The sequence below is a fragment of the Sutterella sp. genome, assembly GCF_052272535.1.
In the GTDB taxonomy this organism is placed as follows: domain Bacteria; phylum Pseudomonadota; class Gammaproteobacteria; order Burkholderiales; family Burkholderiaceae_F; genus Sutterella.
Genome location: NZ_DAVZJY010000017.1, coordinates 1 through 20,307, shown reverse-complemented (window position 1 = coordinate 20,307; position 20,307 = coordinate 1). Strand labels below are relative to the sequence as shown.

At 66.4% G+C, this 20,307-nt stretch carries 15 protein-coding genes; 4 read left to right on the top strand and 11 right to left on the bottom strand.

Annotation, left to right across the window (positions count from 1 at the left end; all coding sequences use genetic code 11):
• Window positions 1-258: 258 nt before the first annotated feature.
• Window positions 259-1,038, top strand: coding sequence for a hypothetical protein (locus tag ACT6Y9_RS02140; RefSeq protein ID WP_443743344.1), 780 nt, complete (start codon window positions 259-261; stop codon window positions 1,036-1,038).
• 107 nt (window positions 1,039-1,145) lie between these two features.
• Here ACT6Y9_RS02140 and ACT6Y9_RS02135 read toward each other — a convergent pair whose 3' ends face one another.
• The 6 genes from ACT6Y9_RS02135 to ACT6Y9_RS02110 all read right to left on the bottom strand — a co-directional run bounded on the left by ACT6Y9_RS02135 (window position 1,146) and on the right by ACT6Y9_RS02110 (window position 9,922).
• The gene (locus tag ACT6Y9_RS02135) at window positions 1,146-2,408 is read right to left on the bottom strand and encodes a hypothetical protein (RefSeq protein ID WP_295477506.1); all 1,263 of its coding nucleotides are present in this window, start codon (window positions 2,406-2,408) and stop codon (window positions 1,146-1,148) included.
• 205 nt (window positions 2,409-2,613) lie between these two features.
• Window positions 2,614-4,176: an ABC transporter substrate-binding protein gene (locus ACT6Y9_RS02130; protein WP_443743343.1), complete on the bottom strand. Its 1,563-nt coding sequence runs from the start codon at window positions 4,174-4,176 to the stop codon at window positions 2,614-2,616.
• Window positions 4,177-4,425: 249 nt separating this feature from the next.
• Window positions 4,426-5,910, bottom strand: a complete 1,485-nt coding sequence (gene putP / locus ACT6Y9_RS02125) for a sodium/proline symporter PutP (protein ID WP_443743342.1) — start codon at window positions 5,908-5,910, stop codon at window positions 4,426-4,428.
• Window positions 5,911-6,131: 221 nt separating this feature from the next.
• Window positions 6,132-7,253 carry a GTP 3',8-cyclase MoaA gene (gene moaA, locus ACT6Y9_RS02120; RefSeq protein ID WP_443743341.1) on the bottom strand — a complete coding sequence of 374 codons (1,122 nt, stop codon included), beginning with the start codon at window positions 7,251-7,253 and terminating at the stop codon, window positions 6,132-6,134.
• Between the two features lie 93 nt (window positions 7,254-7,346).
• On the bottom strand, window positions 7,347-8,291 hold the full coding sequence (gene rsgA / locus ACT6Y9_RS02115; protein WP_295477514.1) for a ribosome small subunit-dependent GTPase A: 945 nt from the start codon (window positions 8,289-8,291) through the stop codon (window positions 7,347-7,349).
• Window positions 8,288-9,922 carry a M48 family metalloprotease gene (locus tag ACT6Y9_RS02110; RefSeq protein WP_295477516.1) on the bottom strand — a complete coding sequence of 545 codons (1,635 nt, stop codon included), beginning with the start codon at window positions 9,920-9,922 and terminating at the stop codon, window positions 8,288-8,290. The genes rsgA and ACT6Y9_RS02110 overlap by 4 nt, the downstream gene beginning before the upstream one ends.
• A gap of 172 nt (window positions 9,923-10,094) precedes the next feature.
• Here ACT6Y9_RS02110 and orn point away from each other — a divergent pair, with 172 nt between their 5' ends.
• The 3 genes from orn (at window position 10,095) to ACT6Y9_RS02095 (ending at window position 13,738) form a co-directional block, all read left to right on the top strand.
• On the top strand, window positions 10,095-10,670 hold the full coding sequence (gene orn, locus ACT6Y9_RS02105; RefSeq protein ID WP_295477518.1) for an oligoribonuclease: 576 nt from the start codon (window positions 10,095-10,097) through the stop codon (window positions 10,668-10,670).
• 203 nt (window positions 10,671-10,873) lie between these two features.
• A complete protein-coding gene (gene dcuC, locus ACT6Y9_RS02100) occupies window positions 10,874-12,142 on the top strand; it encodes a C4-dicarboxylate transporter DcuC (protein WP_443743340.1) in 1,269 nt (422 codons plus the stop codon).
• Window positions 12,143-12,373: 231 nt separating this feature from the next.
• Window positions 12,374-13,738, top strand: a complete 1,365-nt coding sequence (locus ACT6Y9_RS02095; protein WP_295477522.1) for an L-serine ammonia-lyase — start codon at window positions 12,374-12,376, stop codon at window positions 13,736-13,738.
• Here the strand turns inward: ACT6Y9_RS02095 and ACT6Y9_RS02090 are convergent.
• From ACT6Y9_RS02090 to ACT6Y9_RS02070, 5 genes are read right to left on the bottom strand one after another with little or no spacing between them, the layout of a single operon-like run.
• Entirely contained in the window at window positions 13,735-14,352 is a 618-nt protein-coding gene (locus tag ACT6Y9_RS02090; RefSeq protein ID WP_443743339.1) for a plasmid pRiA4b ORF-3 family protein, read from the bottom strand. The genes ACT6Y9_RS02095 and ACT6Y9_RS02090 overlap by 4 nt on opposite strands.
• Window positions 14,353-14,398: 46 nt before the next feature.
• The gene (locus ACT6Y9_RS02085; protein WP_443743338.1) at window positions 14,399-15,652 is read right to left on the bottom strand and encodes an AI-2E family transporter; all 1,254 of its coding nucleotides are present in this window, start codon (window positions 15,650-15,652) and stop codon (window positions 14,399-14,401) included.
• 32 nt (window positions 15,653-15,684) lie between these two features.
• Window positions 15,685-16,629 (bottom strand): LysR substrate-binding domain-containing protein, encoded by a 945-nt coding sequence (locus ACT6Y9_RS02080; protein ID WP_443743337.1) that lies wholly within the window; start codon window positions 16,627-16,629, stop codon window positions 15,685-15,687.
• A 32-nt stretch (window positions 16,630-16,661) separates the two neighbouring features.
• Window positions 16,662-18,761 carry an ATP-dependent DNA helicase RecG gene (recG, locus tag ACT6Y9_RS02075; RefSeq protein ID WP_443743336.1) on the bottom strand — a complete coding sequence of 700 codons (2,100 nt, stop codon included), beginning with the start codon at window positions 18,759-18,761 and terminating at the stop codon, window positions 16,662-16,664.
• Between the two features lie 29 nt (window positions 18,762-18,790).
• On the bottom strand, window positions 18,791-19,183 hold the full coding sequence (locus ACT6Y9_RS02070; protein ID WP_295477532.1) for a Rid family detoxifying hydrolase: 393 nt from the start codon (window positions 19,181-19,183) through the stop codon (window positions 18,791-18,793).
• Window positions 19,184-20,307: the final 1,124 nt, after the last annotated feature.

Sequence of the window (20,307 nt, the reverse complement as noted above, 5' to 3'; positions counted from 1 at the left end):
GCGGCGCCTGAGCCGCCCGCCTCTCCCGCCACCTCGGAGAGGAACGGGCGGCGCGCCGGAGTTCAAAGCTCCGGCGCCGCCCGTTTTTTTCGTCCTCCGGGCGCCCGGAATGCGCCCGTTCCATTCGCTGCGGGCGGCCTTGAGAGTTTCCCTGAGCTGCGCCGCCCCTTAAGGGAGCCGCAAGAAGGGCGGTCGAGAATCGCCCGAAAAGAATGAGGCCGCCGCCACCCCCGCGGCGTCACGCAAAGGAGACTCGAAGTGAAAAAGACGGTTCTTGCGCTCGCCGCACTCGCCATCGTCGCCGGCGCCCAGGCGGCCGAAACCTCCCTCGTGCAGGCGCTCCCCGCCTGCAATGCGGACTTCTTCAAGGCCGTGGCGAAGGACAAGAACATCCCCGAGGCGCTCAAGATCCGCGAGGGCGAGATGGCCTATCTGAAGGTCTCGAAGCAGCCCCTCGACATCGTCACCCTGAAGAAGCCCTTCAAGGACGGCGGCCTCACGGTGACGGGGTACGTCTTCAACGACGAGATCATCCGCTATCCGGGCGTGCCCGACATGCACACCCACTTCTGGGGCCTCCTCGTGAAGGAGGACTGGAAGAAGGCCGTGGACGCCTTCAACATCGACTGGGAGGCCGTGGACTCGCGCCACATGTCCGCCCACGCGAACCGCATGACGACGACCAATGCCGAGCGGCTCTGGCAGCCCTACAAGCGCCCGGACAACTATGAATACCCCGAGATGGGCGTCACCGAACGCGCCTTCCACATCCAGCCCTGGAACGGGCAGACGATGATCTTCTGCGGCATGCAGAGCGCGGGCGCCCCTGAGGAGGCGATCATCGCGGGCGTGCGCCCCGACCTCCTCTACGGCGAGAGCAAGGTGCCCATCCGTGAGGAGGAGATCGTGAAGGACCCGAAGAAGGCCGAGGGTGCGGCCGAGGCGTCCGGGAAGAAGCTCCCCGAAGGCCACCCGCAGATTCCCGCGGACGGCAAGCTCCCGGCGGGCCACCCCGACATCTCCGGCATGAAGAAGTAGGCGCTCACCAGCGGAAAACCTTTCGACCAAGCGGCAAAGCCCCGGATCTCCCAAGAAGAGGAGCCGGGGCTTTGTTTTCGTGGGGGCGCGCCTCTCGGCGCGCGTCCTCAGTTGAGGAGCATGCTCGGCATGAGCGGGTGCGGTGCGTTGTCGCGGCGCTTCAGGGGCTTCTGGACGTTGTTGACGGAGTTGTAGAGCCGGTCCATCGTGTCGGGCTCGGCCGTGAGCCACGAGCACCCGTTGGGGATCGGCGTCTTGAGCGTGATCCCTTCGAACGTGAACTGGTCGGCGATCATCGCTATGAGCTCCTCGACGGCGCGGGCGGCGTTCTGACCGGCCGGGAGCGGCAGCGGCACGCCGTTGATCAGGTCGTCGGGGCGATCGGGGTGCGCAAAGGCGACGCGCAGCTCCGAATACCCCTTCTGCGGATCCGAGAAGGCGCCGAGGCTCACGACGAGGTCCTCCGGCGCGACGTTCTCGTCGAGCGCCGTGCGCGTGAAGACCACCATGATGCGCTTGAGGCCGATCACGTAGTCGAGCTGCCGCACGGTGTCGTTCAGGAGGTAGGGCTCGGTGACGCAGTAGCGCAGCCCGCGGCCGCAGCGGCGCGAGATGAGCGCGGAGAACTCCGCCCCCCAGCGCGTCATGAGGATAGCGTCGGCCGCGAGCATGTGATGGCCTTCGTCCGCGGGCACCGTGAAGCCGAGGTAGCGGTAGGGCGTCTTGAGGACGGGTTTCTTCGGGTCGAGCGCGCGCACGGTGAGGAGGATGAGGCGGAAGTGCGAGGCGACGTCGCTCATGTCCTCTTCGTCGTAGTTGTAGTCGATCCCGGACATGTCGATCGCGGTCTGCTCTGGCACGAGCGCGGCGCGGCTCTTCATCATGGTGCGCAGGAAGCGCTGCGACTCGTTCGAGTCCGAGAGGATCTTGTGGTTGATCGGGACGATGTGCTGGTAGATCTGGATCTGCACGTTCTCGGCGACGAAGTATTCGTCGGTGAGGAGTGCGCGCAGACGCTCGGCGTCCGCCTCCTCGAGGTACTCCGAAGCAAGCGCTTCGTTCGCGAGGCCGTAGGCGAGGAAACCGCAGGCGTAGACGGACGTCACCGACCCGTCCTCGCGCTCGCTCGCGACGAGTTGGTCGTCCAGTTCCGTGAGCCCCGCCTGGTCGATCAGGTCCACGAGCTCTTGCGGGTAGACCTGCTTCAGGCGTTCGATCTCGGCGTCGTAGGCGTCGAGGAACACGTTCGGATCCTCCGCGTAGAGGCGGCGGAAGGCGCGGATGTTGAGCTCCCGGTCCGTGAGGCTGTTGTTGCGGCCGATGAAGGGGAGAATCTTGCGCAGACGCAGAGCGAGGGTCGAGGAGGCCATATGCGGGACGATGCGCCCGGGGGGAGGGAGCGCGGGGCTCGCCTCCGGGGCGCGGAATGCGTGGAAATCAAAGAATTGAAGGGCGCCATTCTAACGCAAGGTCGGACCGCCCTCCGGGCGCAAAAAATCCCGCGCCGGGCTCACCGGAACCGGGAGCCTGCGGGCGCGGGAGGAGGTGCGTTGGCGGCGTCGGGCGGGGGCGGCGTTATTCCGTCCACTCGGCCTCATAGAAGCTGAAGGACCCGTCGGGGAGCGGCTCGAAGTTCTTGAGCGCCTTCGCGCGTCCGGCCGTCGTCATCTCGAAGACCAGGGGAGCCCACGGGAGGTCGGCGTTGACGGTCTTCTGGAGCTCTGCGTAGAGTGCGACGCGCTTCTCGGGATCCGTCTCCTTGATCGCCTCGTCAAAGAGCGCGTCTACCTTGGGGTTCTTGTAGTAGGACTCGTTGTTGAGGACGGGCGGCGCGTTGTAGCTCGCGAGGAGCGGCCTCAAGCCCCAGTCGGGTTCGGCCGCGGAGTTGGTCCAGCCGATCAGATAGAGCGCGTGCTTGGAGTCGGCCGACGTCTTCGCGCCGTAGATGAGCGTGCGCTGACCCGCTTCGAGCGCGCGCGTCTCGGCCTTGATGCCGACCTGCGCGAGCTGCTGCTGCAGGAACTGCAACGTCTTCAAGGTCTTGCCGTCGTTGTAGGCGGAGAGAATCGAGGTCTTGAAGCCGTTGGGGTAGCCCGCCTCCTTGAGGAGCTCGCGGGCCTTCTTCGGGTCGTAGGGATGAACGCCGAAGTCTACGGCGCCTTCAATCTGCGGCGGCAGGTAGCCGGTGGAGGGCACGGCGAAGCCGTTGTAGGCGACCTTCACGAGGGCCTGACGGTTGATCGCGTAGTTGATCGCCTCGCGCACGCGCACGTCGTTGAAGGGCTTCTTCGTCTCGTTCATCGAGAGGTAGCGCGTCACGACGGAGGGCGCCTTGATGAGCGTGAGGTTCTGGTTGCGCTCGAGCTGCCGAAACTGCTCGTTCGGCACGGGCGAGATGAACTGCGCCTCACCCGTCTGCAGCATCATCGCGCGGGTCTGGTTCTCCGTAACCGGTACCCAGCGGATCGCGTCGAACTTCGGGAGCCCCTTCACGCGGTAGTCCTGGAACCGCTCGGCGTAGAGCTCCTCGGCGGGCGAGAAGCGCTTGAGGACGTAGGGACCGGTGCCGCACGCTTCGAAGGCCGTCACCTGCTTCGTGGTCGCGCGCTTCAGGAGGCTCGGGCAGATCATCGCCGCCGTGCCGTTCGAGAGGCGCTGGATGAAGCCCGCCGTCGGGGTCTTGAGTGTGAAGCGCACCGTGTAGGGATCGACGACCTCGACGGTCTTCACGAAGTTGAAGAAGTTGCGGCGCGAAAGCTTCGAGTCGGGATTCATGCCGCGGTCGAAGTTCATCTTCACGGCCTCGGCCGTAAATTCCGTGCCGTCGTGGAACTTCACGCCGCGGCGCAGCTTGAAGGTGTAGACGAGGCCGTCCTTGGAGACCTCATAGGACTCGGCGAGCTGCGGCGTGGGCTTGAGGTCCTTGTCGAAGACGTAGAGGCCTTCGTACATGGAGCGGGCGACGGTGCGCGAGAGGTTGTCGATCGCGTCCCAGGAGTCGAGCGTCGAGAAACCCGTCGGCACGGCCGCGGTTATCACGCGCGCACCGGCCGGAGTCGCCGCGCCGAGAAGGGCGGCGGAGAGGACGGCGGAGAGGAGCGCGGCGTGAAGGGCGGTGCCTTTGACGGATTTCTGCATGAGTATTTTCCTTCGAAAAATTGTTTGTCGGTGCACCAAGTGCATTGAATTTAAGAAAATGTACCGGCAAAACAGCGTGTAAGACGAAAGGATATCCTTGCGGCGCCGGAAAAATTGCAGCAAATAAGGCGATTCACCTAGGGGAGACGCCCGAGGCCGCCCGCGGAAGATCAAGGAAGCGCCAAAAGAAAGGGCCGGCGCCCCGATGTGGAGCGCCGGCCGTCTTCAGAAGCGTCGTCGGGGTTTCGGTCAGGACGCGGCCTTCACTTCGGCGTCCACCGCGTCGAAGGTCTTCGCGACCGATTCGGAGGGCGGATTGTCAAGGAGCGATCCCACGACGATCGCGATCGTCGCAAAGAGGAAGCCCGGGATGATCTCATAGACGCCGAACCAGGCGAAGTGGTTCCAGACGAGCACCGTGGCGGCGCCCACGACCATGCCCGCGAGGGCGCCGCGCTTGGTCATGCGGCGCCACCAGAGCGAGATGAGGATCACGGGGCCGAAGGCGGCCGCGAAGCCCGCCCAGGCGTAGGAGACGAGCGACAGGACGAGGCTCGTCGGATCGCTCGCCATCCAGACGGCGATCACGGAGATGGCGAGCACCATCGAGCGGCCGACCCAGACCAGTTCGCGCTGCGTCGCCTTCGGGCGAAGGTACGTGCGGTAGAAGTCCTGCGTGAGGGTCGAGGAGCACACGAGCAGCTGGCAGGAGAGCGTGGACATCACGGCGGCGAGAATGGCCGACATCAGGAGGCCCGCGATCCAGGGGTTGAAGAGGAGCGAGGAGAGCACGATGAAGACGCGCTCATGGTTCTCCTTCACGAGCCCGGCGACGTCGGGGTGCATCGAGAAGTACGCCGCGCCGAAGAAGCCCACGGCGACGGCGCCCGCGAGGCAGAAGAGCATCCAGAGCGTGGCGACGCGGCGCGCGTTCGGGATCACCTTGATCGACTTGGCGGCCATGAAGCGCACGAGGATGTGCGGCTGCCCGAAGTAGCCGAGGCCCCAGGCGAGGAGGCTCAAGACGCCCACGATGGTGTGGCCTTCCATCATGTTGAGCATCGCGGGGTTGATGTCGGCCACGCGCGCGGTGGTGGCCGCGAACCCGCCCGCGTCCATCATCACCGCGATCGGGGTGACGACGAGCGCGACGCACATGATCGAGGCCTGGATGGTGTCGGTCCACGAGACGGCGAGGAACCCGCCGATGAAGACGTAGAGGATCGTCACCGCCGCGCCCACGATGAGCGCGGTCTCGTACTGCAAGTGGAAGGTGTTCTCGAAGAGACGGGCGCCCGCCACCACGCCCGAGGCGCAGTAGATCGTGAAGAAGATGAGGATCACCGCCGCGGCGATGATGCGCAGCACGTTGCCCTGGTCCTCAAAGCGGTGCGAGAGGTAGTCGGGGAGCGTGAGCGAGTTGTGCGCCTTCTCGGTGTAGACGCGCAGGCGCGCCGCGACGAGTTTCCAGTTGAACCAGGACCCGATGATGAGCCCCACCGCGATCCAGCTCTGCGAGATGCCGTAGAGGAAGACCGCGCCCGGGAGCCCCATCAGGAGCCAGCCGCTCATGTCCGAGGCGCCCACGGAGAGCGCCGTGACGATGCCGCCGAGGCTGCGCCCGCCGAGGATGAAGTCCGCGTAGCTGCGGGTGTAGAAGTATGCGAAGACCCCGACGAGGATCATCAGGATCAGGTAGCCGATGAAGGTAACGGCCGTGGGATTGGAAAACACTCGAGCGCACTCCGTTGTCGTGTAGTTTTTTGCAGAGGCCGCCGTCCGCTTCCGCTGCGGACGGTCTGAGGCGCGGGACGACGGCGCACTGAGAAGCGCGTCGTCCGGACGAATTACGGAGTATAAGGGGCGCGGAGCGCCCTCCGCGCCCGCGCCCCTAAGGTGAAATCCTTGGATTATTTCGTGTGGCAGGACGCCGGGCGCCGTCCGGGGGCGTTTTTTCAGCCGCCGATGTAGTTCATCTCGACCTTCGAGCGCTCCGGCGCCGCCCCGAGTGCGCGCAGCTCCGAGTACCGGTCCTCGCGCTCGGTCCAGATACGCCCGAGGGCTTCTTCGAGCTCCCCGTCCGTACAGCCGCCGCGCAGCATCGTGCGGATGTCGTAGCCGATCGAGGCGAAGAGGCAGAGATAGAGCCGCCCCTCCATCGAGAGCCGCACGCGCGAGCAGCTGCGGCAGAAGTTCTCCGTCACCGAGCTGATGACGCCAAATTCGCCCGCGCCGTCTCGGTAGCGCCAGCGCGAGGCCGTTTCGCCCGGCGTCGACGGGGCGACGGGCTCGAGGGGCCAGCGCGCGGCGATCATCGCGACTACGTCGCGCGAGGGGACCACCTCGGCCATGCGCCAGCCGTTGGCGTTGCCGACGTCCATGTACTCGATGAAGCGCGGCACGACGCCGGTCCCGCGGAAGCGCTCGGCAATCCGCACGACCTCCCCTTCGTTGACGCCCTTCTTCACGACCGTGTTCACCTTGACCCGGAGGCCGAGAGAGCGCGCGAAGTCGATCGCCTCGAGCACCTTGGCGGCGGGGAACCCCACGTCGTTGAACCCCTGGAAGATCGCCTCGTCAATGGCGTCGAGGCTCACCGTGAGGCGCTTGAGGCCCGCGGCTTTCAGGGCCTCGGCCTTCTTCATGAGGAGCGAGCCGTTCGTCGTCATCGCGAGGTCGATCGGACGCCCGTCGGGGGTGCGCAGCAGCGCGAGGTCAGCTACGAGCTCCTCGATGCTGCGGCGCACGAGGGGCTCGCCCCCGGTGAGGCGGATCTTCTCGACGCCGTTTCTGACGGCGATTTTGGCGACGCGCAGGATCTCCTCGAAGGTGAGGAGCTCGGTCATCGCGAGGAACTGGTGGTTCTTCGCGAACTTCTCCTTCGGCATGCAGTAGCGGCAGCGGAAGTTGCAGTGGTCCGTCACCGAGATGCGCAGATCGGTGAGCGGCCGCCCGAAGCGGTCGCGCCAAGCACCCGCCTCACGGCGCACGGGGCCCGTCTGCGGGATGGGAAGTGCGGGACGCGCGATGATGCGCACCCGGCGGGAGGGTTCGGAGGTCCGGCTCGCTTCGGTCATTTGGTCTGGGGTCTTGGTTCAAGTGGCGCGGAAGCCCGATTCTAGGGACATGACCTTAAGCGAGGCCATCCTTCAGGAGGAGTAGCCCGTCCACTACCTCGGAAGCGGGTCGGCCTCCTGGGCGAGCGCCTCGTAGAAGGCGTAGCGCGCGGGGTCGATTTCGCCCCGCTCGAGCGCGGCCTTGACGCTGCAGCCCGGTTCATGGAGGTGGCGGCAGTTGAAGAACCGGCACCCGTCGACGTGGCGCGCGACGTCGGGCATCGCCCGCAGGATGTCCGAGAGCGAGAGGTGCGCGAGGCCGAACTCCTGAAAGCCCGGGGTGTCGATCACGGCGCCCTGCCAGTCCGGTGCGGCGTGCCACTGCGCGGCGGTGGTGGTCTGCTTGCCGAGGTCGAGGGCTTCGGAATATTCGCGCGTCTGCGCCTGCGCATCGGGCACGAGGAGGTTGAGGATCGTGGACTTGCCCATACCGGACTGGCCGACCAAGAGCACGTTCCTGCCCGTGAAGCGCTCGAGGAGCGCCGCGCGGGCGGCCTCGGGCGCTCCGGAGGCGGAGACCGCCACGACCTCTTCGCCGATCGAGCGCAGAAGTTCGGCCTGCCGGTCGGCCGCTTCGGCCCCGTCGGCGAGGTCGGTCTTGTTGCGGATCACGACCGCGGGGATCCCGGCCTGGTGCGACGCCAGGAGCGCCTTCCAGATGAACCAGGGATTGAAGGTCGGGCGGGGCGCATAGACGATCGCCGTGAGGTCGGCGTTCGCCGCGAGCGTCTTCACGCGCCACTCGTCGGAGCGGTAGAGGAGCGTCGCGCGCGGCTCGATCGACTCGATGGCGGCGACGCCTGAAACGGGCGGCGTGCAGCGCACGAGGTCGCCCACGGCGACGTCGCCCTTCTTGCCGCGGCGGTGGGCTACGAGCTTCTCGCCCGATTCAAGCGTCACGATGAAGTGCCGCCCGTGGCCGGCGGTGACGCGGCCCGGAAGGGTTTCGATGTCGGAGGCCGGGGCGGCGGCGTCCCTGCGGCGGGAGGTCTTCTTCATGCTTTTTTCGGTGCGGTGGGTTCGGGCGCGGGGGAGGCTGCCGGGGGTTCGGACTGCGCGGAGGGCTTCGTCTCCGGGGAGTCTGCGGGCGGATCGTGCGCTTCGGGGGCTTCGGGTTCGTTTGTCGCTTCGTCGAGCCCGTCGTCCACGACGAGCGGGTGTTCGACTTCGAGCGACCGCGCGAGCTCTTCGGCTTCGCGGCGCCGCCGGTCGGCGGGCGTTTCGGGGCGTTGGGCGCGGCGCAGGCGCTGTTCTTCGGCGAGCACCGTCCGCTCGGGGTGTTCGTGATCGAGGTACGGCGCGGCGCGGAAGCGCACGAGGTCGCTCGGCTGGTCGAGGGGCCAGCCGCCGCGCTTCGCCGCGCGCAGGATCTCCTTCACGCGCATGCCCGCATGCGGGCGCGCATGGTGAAAGAGTGAGTAGACGCGCGAGGGCGTGAGGGTCTGCGCGTAGTCGCGGTGGAGCTTGACGAGCGCCCGCACGAGGGGCGCCGCGCCCACGGCGCGCATCGCGAAGTAGTCCGACGCGTAGAGCAGCCGCCGCGCGCCGAAGTTGACGAGCGGACGGAGGGCGAAGAAGAGGACCGGGAAGACCACGAGCCCGAGCGCGGTCATGAAGCCCGCATGGACGCCGGGCTGCGCGGTCGTGAGCGCGGGCGAGAATCCGAGGCCGGCGAAGAGCTCGGGACTCTGCGCCCCCCAGCCCGCGAAGGCGCAGACGAGAAGTCCCGCCGCGGCGTTGAAGGTGATGCGCCAGGCGGCGTGACGGCCGCGCACGCGGGCGATCTGCTGCGCGAGGACGGCGAGGAGCTCTTCGCGTGTGAGGCGCCCCGCGGCGTGCGCGAAGACGACGACTCGGCGGTTGTCGCCCGTGCCCGTGAGGAGCACGTGGGCGTGCTTCCAGGCGCCCGGGCGGGTCATGAGGACCACGTCCTCCATCCGGTAGCCGTGGGCGGCGAGAAAATCGCGGAAGAGTTCGCGCAGGTCCTTTGAGAGCACCGGGCGGCTCACGCGGCTCCAGGCGCGGTCCTCGATGAGCGAGACGCGCCAGCGCCAGAGGAGCGTGAGAAGCAGGAACCCCCAGAGGGCGAGCCACCACCAGCGTCCGCAGACTTCAAAGAGCGCGAGCGCGAAGGCCGTGAGGGGAAGCGCCGCCGCCCAACCCGCGGCGGACTTGAGGAAACGGCGGCGCAGCCACTCGCGGCGCGTGTGGCGCATGTAGCCGAAGCGCTCCTTCACGAGGCAACGCGCATAGAGGTCGACGGGGAGTTCGAAGAGAAGGAGCAGCCCGAGCACGGTCGCGACGAGGAGCCACTCGACGATGAGCGTGTTCGTGAAGAGCGTTTCATAGAAGGCGGCGAGGAAGGTGAGTCCCCGGCCCATCGTCATCAGCAGCGCGAGTCCGGCGGCGGCGAAGGCGAGCACGAGGTTCGCCTGAGCCGTCTCGATCGTGAAGGCCGCGGCCTTCTTGTGCGCCGCGAGCGAGAGCTTCGCGTCGAATCCTTCCGGGACGCGGCCGACCGAGCGCTCCGCCGAGAGGATCTGCCGCGCGGTGAGGAAGCACTCCACAAGCAGATAGAGCACGACGGCCGAGAGGAAGATGAGCTCGATGAGGTCGGCGGAGGGATGCATCAGGCGGGCGTGGCGGGAATTCGGTCGAAGGGTGCGGCGGCGCACGGTTCCGGCATTATCGCCCATCGGGCCGTCCGGGGCGCCGGCGCCTGCGCTAGACTCGGGCGCGTGCGACGGCGCTTCCGGCGCCTCCGACGAACACACATCTATTTTTAGGGAAGAAGAGCTCAACATGACCGCAGCCCCGCAGTGCGAACGCGACCCGTCCTACGCCGAGGACAACCTCATCTGGATCGACATGGAGATGACGGGGCTGCAGCCCGAGGTGAACCGCGTCCTCGAGGTCGCAGCGATCATCACCGACAAGAACCTCAACATCCTTCACGAGGGTCCGGTGGTCGCCGTCCGTCAGCGCCCCGAGGTCCTCGCCTCCATGGACGCCTGGAACACCGAGACCCACACGAAGTCGGGGCTGGTGCAGCGCTGCCTCGAGAGCACCGTGGACGAAGAGGAGTGCGCGCGGATCTTCACCGAGACCTTCCGCCGCTTCGTTCCCGAAGGCAAGAGCCCGATGTGCGGCAACACGATCGGTCAGGACCGCCGCTTCATGGCGCGCTGGCTCCCCGGGATGGAGCGCTACTTCCACTACCGCTCGATCGACGTCTCGACCATCAAGGAGCTCTGCCGCCGTTGGGCCCCCGCGAAGGTCTGGGTGGGCACGTCGGTGGGCAAGCACCAGGCGCTCGTGGACATCCGCGACAGCATCAAGGAGCTCGAACACTACCGCCGCGAGGTCTTCAAGATTTGATTCCCGCCTCTTCAGTCCACTGATATATATGCATTTTCAAGGGGCGTCGGCTTGTGTCGGCGCCCCTTTTTTTGCTATGTAACTACCCATAGCAGAGGCACGAACTTACCCTTAGGTTTTTTGACGATTGACGCAGGCATAATGTGAGCATCTGTAAACCATAAGCAGAAACAACTATTCCATCACCTCAAGGAGATCTCGCAATGGGCATCACCGAATGGGTTGCCGTACTGGCAATCTTCGCCGTCATCTACGGCCTCATCAAGCGGTATGAGACCCGCCTGGTTCTCATCGCCTCCGGCTTGTTTCTGTGCTTGATTTCGTGGAATCTCGTGGGCGGTCTGAACGCCTTCGCGAAGTCCATGACCAACGCCTCGCTCGTCATGGCGATCTGCTCGTCCATGGGCTTTGCGTTTTGCGCCAAATTCACCGGCGCCGACCGCTCCCTCGTGCACTACCTCGCCACGCCGATCCGCGGCCTCGGCATCTTCCTTGTGCCCGTCTGCACGGTGATCACGTTCTTCGTGAACATCGCCATTCCGTCGGCTGCGGGCTGCGCTGCCGCCGTCGGCTCGACCCTCATTCCGGTGATGCTGCGCGCCGGCATCAAGCCCGCGGGTGCGGCCGCCGCCGTCCTCGCCGGCACCATCGGCTCCTACCTCTCGCCCGGCACGTCGCACAATCCGTACGTCGCCGCCATGGCGAAGATGGATGTGATGGACTTCATCGGCTTCCATGCTCCGTACTCGGTCATGGTCGGCGCCTGCGGCGTGATCGGCGTGCTGATCATGTGCCTCATCCTCGGCGACAACAAGGGCGACAAGAACGCTGAAGTCGACAAGTCAAAGCTCCAGAAGGACGAAGGCTTCGTGCCGAGCCCGATCAAGGCTCTCGTGCCGCTCGTTCCGATCACCATCCTCGTGGCCGGCAACCTCTGGGTGCCGTTCATCAAGATGGGCGTGGCGCAGGCCATGGTCCTCGGCTCCGTGATTGCTCTGGCCGTTGCGCGCTGCAACCCGCAGACCTTCTCGAAGGAATTCTTCAACGGCTGCGGCAAGGGCTACGCCGACGTGATGGGCATCATCATCGCCGCGGGCGTCTTCGCCGCCGGCCTCAAGTCCGCCGGCCTGATCGACGTCTTCGTGCAGGCCCTGAAGGAATCCAACGACATCGCCCGCTGGGGCGGCTCGTTCGGTCCGTTCGTGATGGGCATCCTCACGGGTTCGGGCGACGCTGCGACGCTCGCCTTCAATGAAACCGTCACCCCGCACGCGAAGGACTTCGGCATGTCGATCGAAGGTCTGGGCGGCCTCGCCTTCCTCGCCGGCGCCGCCGGCCGTACGGCCTCCCCGCTCGCCGGCGTGACGATTCTCGTCTCGGGCATCGCGATGGTCTCGCCGATCGAAGTGATCAAGCGCACCGCTCTGCCGATGCTCATCGCCACGACCCTCTGCGCGATCCTCATGGTCTGACGCTGGATCCTCCCGCAGGACGGGCGCCCGCTCCCCACCCGGAGCACCCGTCGCCCTCCTTCGATCCCCGGAAAGCCTTCTCCGGAACACGCCCCTTCAGGGCACGGTTCCGGGAGGGCTTTTTGCTTTCCGTCTTCCTCAGGGATTTTTCGCTTCGACGGGCGTGCCCGCATCAGGCAAAATTCCGTCCGCCTCTGTTTCCAGGCGTTTACAGATAGACCTCCACACATCATGATCAGCGCATTCGACATCTACAAGATCGGCATCGGCCCCTCGAGCTCCCATACGGTCGGCCCCATGAAGGCGGGCAGGGAGTTCTGCGACGAGCTCGTCCGCATAGGACTCGCCGAGCGCACGACGCGCGTGGGCGCGGAGGTCTACGGCTCGCTCTCGCTCACGGGCCGCGGGCACCACACCGACCAGGCGATCATCCTCGGTCTCGAGGGGTATCTCCCCGACACGGTGCCGCTCGAGCGAATTCCGGAACTCCTCGCCGCCGTCGAAAAGGATGAGAAGCTCCTGCTCGGCGGCACCCGACCGGTGGACTTTCCGCGGGAGACCGGCATGGTCTTTCGCTCCGAATTCCTGCCGCTCCACGAGAACGGCATGATTCTGCGCGCCTGGGCGGGCGGGGAGCTGCTGCTCGAGAAGACCTACTACTCGATCGGCGGGGGCTTTATCGTCGACGCGGAGCACTTCAACGAGAAGCCCGAGGAAGCCGTGAAGGTGCCGCATCCCTATTCGTCCGCCACGGAACTTCTCGCCGAGTGCCGCGAGACGGGGCTCTCCATCTCGGCGCTCGCGCTCGAGAATGAGCTCGCCCGCCGTCCGCGCGCCGAGATCGACGCGCACTTCGCGCACGTCTCGCGTGTGATGGAGGAGTGCATCGCCCGCGGCGTGCGCACCGAAGGGGTGCTGCCCGGGCCGCTGCGCGTGCCGCGCCGCGCGCCGCAGCTGAACCGCCAGCTTCTCGCTGCGGACCGCACGAGCGTGGATCCCCTCGCCGTGATCGACTGGATCAACATGTACGCGCTCGCCGTCTCCGAAGAGAACGCCGCGGGCGGCCGCGTGGTCACCGCGCCCACGAACGGCGCCTGCGGGGTGATCCCCGCGGTGCTCGCCTACTGGGGGAAGTTCATCGGCGAATCCACGCCCGAAGCGTGCCTGCGGTTCTTCCTCGCCTCGGCCGTCGTGGGCGAACTCTTCAAGATGAACGCCTCGATCTCGGGCGCCGAAGTGGGCTGCCAGGGCGAGGTGGGCGTCGCCTGCTCGATGGCGGCGGCCGGGCTCTGCGAAGTGATGGGCGGCAGCCCCGAGCAGGTGACCACCGCCGCGGAGATCGGCATGGAGCATTCGCTCGGCCTCACCTGCGACCCGGTGAACGGCCAGGTTCAGGTGCCCTGCATCGAACGCAACGCCATCTTCGCCGTCAAGGCTGTGAACGCCGCGCGCATGGCGCTGCGCCGCACGAGCACCCCGCGCGTCTCGCTCGACAAGGTGATCGCCACCATGTACGAAACGGGTAAGGACATGAACGCGAAGTACCGTGAGACGAGCCGCGGCGGGCTCGCCGTCAAGGTGCTCCACTGCGACTAGCCGGCCGAGTCCTCTTCGGTCTTTTTCCGACGGGTCCGGGACTTCTTCGGCGCCGCCTCAACGAAGCCCGTGATCTCCGTCGGATCGAACTCCTCCGGACGCTCGATTCCAAGCCATTCGCACCGCCATTGGACTTCTTCGGGCTCCTCATCTGGGTGCGCGAGGATGTACTTCAGGCGCTCGTAGGCCCAGGGGCCGCCACAGTCTTCGGGCGGGCAGGCGCCCTTCGCGCCCGTGCAGCGGGCCCGTTCGCCGGGTTCGTCCAACACGGCTTCGAGCGTGAGCTTGTGCTCCCAGCCGTCGCCGAAGTCGTAGATGAAGTAGAGCTGACCGCCGCACTGCCCGTAGTAGTCGCCGATCGTCAGCTCGTCGGCGTCGAAGACTTCCGCCGGCCCCCAGGTGTCGAGCGTTCCGTCCGGGTCGCGCGGCATGATGTTGATCTGCCGGTGCGTCTTGTCGCAGAACATGTAGAGATGCCAGCCGTCCCAACCGAAGGCGCTGAAGATTGCATGAGCGAATTCACTGAAAGTCTTGGAGACGGGAACGACGAGGCGGCGCCAGACGGGCGGCTTCGTGATGCCGAGCAGATGGATCTTGAACTGCAGTTGCTGCATGAGGATTCCTGTTGATGTTGAGAGTGAGATGGAGCGCGCAGGGGCGTCAGCTCTTCGGCTGAGCCGGCGTCTGAACCTGAGCGCCGGGCTTCTGGGTTTCGCTGGGCTTCTTGGGCGCCTGCTCCGCCGTCTTGCCCTCGACCGCGGCCTGCGCGAGTTGGATGACGGGGCGCTTGAGCCACGCCGAGAAAAGCGCAACGCCCACGGCGAGCAGTAGCGGCCCGAGGATGAGGCCGAGGAACCCGAACGCGAGCACGCCGCCGAAGACGCCGAGGAAGATGAGCGCGATCGGCATCGAGGTGCCCCTCGAGATCAGAATGGGCTTGATGAAGTTGTCCACGCTTGAGACGGCGAGCGTGCCCCAGGCCACCAGGAAGAGCGCCATGCCGAGCTCGCCCTGGGTGTAGAGCCACACCGCGGCCGGCCCCCAGATGAGGGGCGGTCCGATCGGAATCACCGAGAGCACGCAGACGGCGAAGGAGAGGACGAGGACCCCGGGGACGCCCGCGATCCAGAAGCCCACGCCGGCGACGAGTCCCTGGCCGATCGCCGTGCCGACGATGCCGAAGACCACCGAGCGCGTCGTGTTGACGAGGATGCCGGTGATCTCGCGGGCGATGCCCCCAGAGACGCGCTCGACCAGGGCCGAGATGCGGTCGGCGAACCACGCACCGTCGCGGTAGAAGAAGAAGACGATGAAGGTGACGAAGATCAGCTGCACGACGCCGTTGCCGACGTTCACCGCGGCGTCGACGAGGCCGCTCGAGAGCGGGTCGAGCATGCGCTGCACGGTGTGGCCGAAGGTGGCCGGGTCGATCGCGAGCTTGAGCTGCTCGTGCAGCCACTCGCCCACGTAGGGGATGCCGTCCACGGCGGCGAGCACCGGCGTCGGGTCCTTGAGCCAGGCCGCGGCCATCGTCACCCAGCGCGGGATCTGCTGCGCGAGCGCGAAGAGCAGAAACGACATCGGGATGAGAAAGGTGACGATGATGAGGAGCACCATCCCGGAGGCGGCGACCGTCGCGGAGTGCCGCAGATGGTCGAGGAGCCACCGGAAGACGGGCCAGGTCACCACGGCGATCACTGCGGCGAGCAGAATCGCCGTGAGGAAGGGCTGCAGCACGAGGTAGCAGCCCGCCGCCACCACCACCATGAGCGCGACGCGCACGAGGAGGTCGATGCGCTCGCCGAAGCTCCCGCCCGTAAGGGGACCGAGTTTCGGGAGCCGCCGGCGCGGCGGCGCGCTCTTGGGAGGGGTGGGCTTTCGGCCGGGGGCCTCTTCAGGCGCTTTCTCGGTCATCGGGTTCTCCATTTCCGTCGTGCCGCGGGCTTTCAGCGCACCGAGGGCTTTTCGAAGACGGGCGCGCACCCGTTGAGCTTCAGGGCGTGCATCGCGCCCTGCAGCGCCGTGATCGCGTCGAGGCGCGTGAAGCTCTTGCGCCAGACGAGCATGGCGCGGCGCTTCGGGGGCGGATCCTTGAAGGGCAGGATCTTGATCGCGTTCGAGAGCCCGGTGAGGTAGGGAACGGCCGAAGCGGGGAGCACCGTGATGCCGAGGCCCTGCGCGACCATGTGGAAGATCGTCTGCAGGCTCGAGCCTTCAACGGTCTTCTGCACGTCCGAGGCGCTCGAGGCGAAGACGGCGAGGTCCGGACAGACGCCGAGGATCTGGTCGCGGAAGCAGTGGCCCGCGCCGAGCAAGAGCATCGTCTGGTCCTTGAGTTCATCGGTGCCCACGTAGTTGCGGTTCACCCAGGGGTGGTGCGAGGGGACGGCGACGACGAAGTTCTCCTCATAGACCTCCATCGTCATGAAGCCCGTGTCCACGAGCGTGTCGGCGGTGATCGCGACGTCGATCGAGCCGTTGCGCAGCTTCGCGAGGAGCTCCGTCGTGAAGCCCTCTTCGAGGACGAGCGGCATGCGCGGCGTCGTTTCGATCATGCGGCCGATCAGTTCGGGGAGCAGGTACGGCCCGATCGTGTAGATCACGCCGAGGCGCAGGGGCCCGGAGAGCGGGTCGCGGCCCTGGTGCGCGATCTCGGGGATGCGGCGGGCCTCTTCGACCACCTTCTGCGCCTGATCGACGATCTGCTGGCCGATCGGCGTCACGGCGATGTCGTTTGAGCGGCGCTCGAAGATCGTCACCCCGAGCTCCTCTTCGAGCTTGCGGATGGCGACGGAGAGCGAGGGCTGGCTCACGCTGCAGCTCTCGGCGGCGCGGCCGAAGTGGCGGTGCCGCGCGACGGCGATGACGTACTTGAGTTCGGTGAGTGTCATGGTTGTTGTCGGAATGTGAATGAATTTTTTGGTCAGGCGGTGAGGAGCTCCGCGCGGGCGCTGAACCAGCGCCGGGCGTGGCGGCGCGCGGCCTCCGGGTGGCTTTCGAGCATGCGGGCGGCGGCGGTGCGCGCGGCCTCGACGAGCGCGGCGTCCTCCTCGAGGTCCGCAAAGCGCAGGATCGGCATGCCCGACTGCTGTTCGCCGAGGAATTCACCCGGTCCGCGCAGCTGCAGGTCGCGCCGGGCGATCTCGAAGCCGTCCGTCGTTTCGCGGATGATGCGCAGCCGCTCGCGACCCTCTTCGGAGAGCCGGTCGTCGTAGAGGAGCACGCAGGCGCTCTTCGCGCCGCCGCGCCCGACGCGGCCGCGCAGCTGATGGAGCTGCGCGAGGCCGAAGCGCTCGGCGTGCTCGATCACCATCAGGGTGGCGTTCGGGACGTCCACGCCCACCTCGATCACGATGGTGGCGACGAGAACGTGGATCTCGCCCGCGGCGAAGGCCTTCATCACGGACTCCTTCTCCTGCGCCGTCATGGCGCCGGTGAGCAGCCCGATGCGTAGGTCCGGCAGGCGCGCCGCGAGGTCGCGGGCGCACTCGACGGCGGGCGTGAGGTCAAGCGCTTCACTCTCCTCAATGAGGGGGCAGACCCAATAGACCTGCCGGCCCTCCGAGACGGTGTGGCGCAACACCCCCACGACGGCGTCGCGTCTCTCGAGCCGCACGAGCTTCGTCTCGACCGGAGTGCGCCCGGGCGGGAGCTCGTCGACCACGGAGACGTCGATGTCGGCGAGGTAGCTCATCGCGAGCGTGCGCGGAATGGGGGTGGCCGAGAGCATCAGGAGGTGGGGCTTCAGCCCGTCCTTCATCTTCGAGGAAGTGAGCGAGAGCCGCTGCGCGACGCCGAAGCGGTGCTGCTCGTCGACGATCGCGACGGCGAGGTTCTCAAACTCCACCCCTTCCTGAATGAGGGCGTGGGTGCCCACGATGATCTTCGCCTCGCCCGAGCGGATGGCTTCGAGCGCGGCCGTACGCTCTGCGGTCTTCTGCCGGCCGGTGAGCCAGGCGGTGCGGATGCCGAGGGGTTCGAGCCAGGCGCAGAGCTTCTCGAAGTGCTGCTCGGCGAGGATCCCCGTCGGGGCCATGATCGCCGCTTGCCGGCCAGACTCCACGGCGCGCAACGCCGCAAGCGCGGCGAGGATCGTCTTGCCGCAGCCGACGTCGCCCTGCACGAGCCGGTGCATGGGGCGGCCTGCCGCAAGGTCGCGGGCGATCTCGCCCCAGACGCGCTCCTGCGCGCCCGTGAGGCGGAAGGGGAGTGAGGCGATGAAGGCGGGGATGAGGCCGCCCGCGGCGGGTTCGCGAAGCTCCGGAGCGCGCTCGGCAAGCGCGAGCACGCGCATTTCGCGCAGCGTGATCTGCTGCGCGAGGAGTTCGTCGAACTTGAGGCGCCGCCAGTGCGGGTCCGTGCGGCTCCCCAGAGCCTCGGCGTCCGCATCGGGCGGCGGGTTGTGAAGGTATTCAAGCGAGGCGCGCAGCCCCGGGAGATCGAGACTCCGCCGGATCTCCTCCGGGACGGGATCCTCCATTCCCTGCATGTCGAGAAGCGCCCGGGAGATGCGCTTCCTGAGCCACGTCTGCTGCACGCCTTCCCCGAGGGGGTAGACGGGCGTGAGGGACTTCGGGAGCGTCGCGTCGCTCGCCACGGGCTTGCGGATCTTCGGGTGGATCATCTCGAGCCCGCCCGCATAGGCCGGGCGCGGCTCGCCGAAGAGGCGCACCACCGCGCCGGGTCGTAATACGCGCTGCGTGTCAGCGTAGTAGTGGATGAAGCGCAGCGCGAGCAGCCCCGTTTCGTCGCGCACCTGAGCGATGAGCTGCTGCCCGCGCGGCGTGGCGGTCATCTGCGAGCGCACGACCTCACCCTGCACCTGCGCGGTTTCGCCCGGGACGAGCATGCCGATCGGGTCGATCTTCGTCTCGTCCTCGTAGCGCAACGGCAGATGAAGGATGAAGTCCCAGTCACTGACGAGCCCGAGGCGGCGCAGGCGCTCCGCGAGGGGCGCGAGCTTCTGCTGCTGGATGACGCCGGCGGGGCGGCTGCGGGCGGGGGTGGATGTGGGCTGCGGCATCGGGGCGGTGCTCGTAGAGGAGGCGGTCGTCAGAGCACGATGCCGACGCGGTCGATGATCGCCTCGATCTCGACGAGGCCGCCCTTCGGGAGCGCCGCGACGGCGACGCAGGAGCGGGCCGGATAGGGCGGGGTGATGAATTCGCCCATTACCTTGTTCACGACGGCGAAGTCGTCCATCGACTTGAGGAAGATCGTGAGCTTCGCGACGTCGGCGAGCGTCGCGCCGGCTTCGTGCGCTACGGCCTGGAGGTTGCGGAAGGCCTGGCGGGTCTGCGACTCGACGTCGGGTTCGAGCTCGCCCGTCTCCGGGCGGATGCCGAGCTGGCCCGAGCAGTAGAGCGTCGTTTCGGTGAGCGCTCCCTGACTGTAGAGGCCGATGGCGGCCGGGGCTTCTTCGGTGGAGATGATGCGATGGGCCATGATGAATGCTCCTCCTTCGGGCTGAAGGCGTGGGTGACGAAGACGGAGACGTGCGTAGATGCTGCGGTCCGCCCTGATGGGCATTCTATCGAGCTTTGATGGATGATAGGAGGGTTGCCTATCGGTCCCATACATTTGGTTGCATCACTTTGTTGGGGCGGAGGATAGGTGAGTATTCATACTTAAATTGTGTTCATTTTTTCCGAACAGAGAAAGTTGTAATCTAGGCAAAAGCTTTGATCGGGTAATTACCTACCTTTAGGGAGGTATTTCCGAACTCCGTGATTTCAGCCGGATCCAAACCGTCAAGCCTTCAGCAACTACAGGATTTCCGCAGAAAAAAAGACGATCTAAGGGAGTTTTGTTCAGAGTATGCAAAAGGGTGGATTCATATCAAATCCGGGGGTGTAATCAAGGGTTAGTGCTGATATAGTGGCGGGTGAGGGGTAGGCTAAACTCCACCCGCTTTTCATGGACTCTCCCCCGTTGGAAGTCCCGACCTCATCCTGTCGGCATCCATCCGACGTCGTTTGAAGTACGCACAACGTACTATCGGACCGCGTTCGGATACGTACCTACCGCGTCCGCGACCCAGGCTCCGCGGAAGGTGCGCAGGCGTCGGCGTGCGGTTGATCTTTCGATCGGGGTGCATGAGGAGCGAGAGGCGTTTGCTCGCCTCCGCCTAAAGTTTTACTGAGCCGCTCTAAGGAGAACAGCGACTCAGGTGAATTTGGGCGGAAAGTCCGCAGTCGGCTGCAGCAGGAGGTTCCTGCCGCGGTCTATTGGACTTTCCGGGATGAGGAAGGATTCCCAGGGCAGGGAGTCTCAACCTCCTTGCGGTCCGCCTTGGGTGAAAGCCCCAGAAAGAGGACTCGTCGGAACTGAAGCGCAAAAGACCCCGGCCTGAAGCTTCCCCACTCAGGCCCCGGAAGTTCCTCTTCACTCAGGAGGCGAAGAGGAACAGCTGCGGCTCCCGCCGACGGAATCAGGGGATCGGCCGAAAGGTCGCAACAGTCGTGAAGGACGGCGACGTCAGGCGCGGCTATTTGCAAAGACTGGACGGACGCACCGGTGAGGAGCCGGGCGCCGATCCTCCCGCCTGGATGCGGGATTTCCGAGGAAAA

Bases quoted from the DNA above. Each gene is read 5' to 3' on its own strand.
- orn (WP_295477518.1), top strand. From the start codon at position 10,095: ATGACCGCAGCCCCGCAGTGCGAACGCGACCCGTCCTACGCCGAGGAC.
- dcuC (WP_443743340.1), top strand. From the start codon at position 10,874: ATGGGCATCACCGAATGGGTTGCCGTACTGGCAATCTTCGCCGTCATC.
- ACT6Y9_RS02085 (WP_443743338.1), bottom strand. From the start codon at position 15,652: ATGACCGAGAAAGCGCCTGAAGAGGCCCCCGGCCGAAAGCCCACCCCT.
- moaA (WP_443743341.1), bottom strand. From the start codon at position 7,253: ATGACCGAAGCGAGCCGGACCTCCGAACCCTCCCGCCGGGTGCGCATC.
- rsgA (WP_295477514.1), bottom strand. From the start codon at position 8,291: ATGAAGAAGACCTCCCGCCGCAGGGACGCCGCCGCCCCGGCCTCCGAC.
- ACT6Y9_RS02130 (WP_443743343.1), bottom strand. From the start codon at position 4,176: ATGCAGAAATCCGTCAAAGGCACCGCCCTTCACGCCGCGCTCCTCTCC.
- ACT6Y9_RS02095 (WP_295477522.1), top strand. From the start codon at position 12,374: ATGATCAGCGCATTCGACATCTACAAGATCGGCATCGGCCCCTCGAGC.
- ACT6Y9_RS02090 (WP_443743339.1), bottom strand. From the start codon at position 14,352: ATGCAGCAACTGCAGTTCAAGATCCATCTGCTCGGCATCACGAAGCCG.
- ACT6Y9_RS02110 (WP_295477516.1), bottom strand. From the start codon at position 9,922: ATGCATCCCTCCGCCGACCTCATCGAGCTCATCTTCCTCTCGGCCGTC.
- ACT6Y9_RS02080 (WP_443743337.1), bottom strand. From the start codon at position 16,629: ATGACACTCACCGAACTCAAGTACGTCATCGCCGTCGCGCGGCACCGC.
- recG (WP_443743336.1), bottom strand. From the start codon at position 18,761: ATGCCGCAGCCCACATCCACCCCCGCCCGCAGCCGCCCCGCCGGCGTC.
- ACT6Y9_RS02070 (WP_295477532.1), bottom strand. From the start codon at position 19,183: ATGGCCCATCGCATCATCTCCACCGAAGAAGCCCCGGCCGCCATCGGC.
- ACT6Y9_RS02135 (WP_295477506.1), bottom strand. From the start codon at position 2,408: ATGGCCTCCTCGACCCTCGCTCTGCGTCTGCGCAAGATTCTCCCCTTC.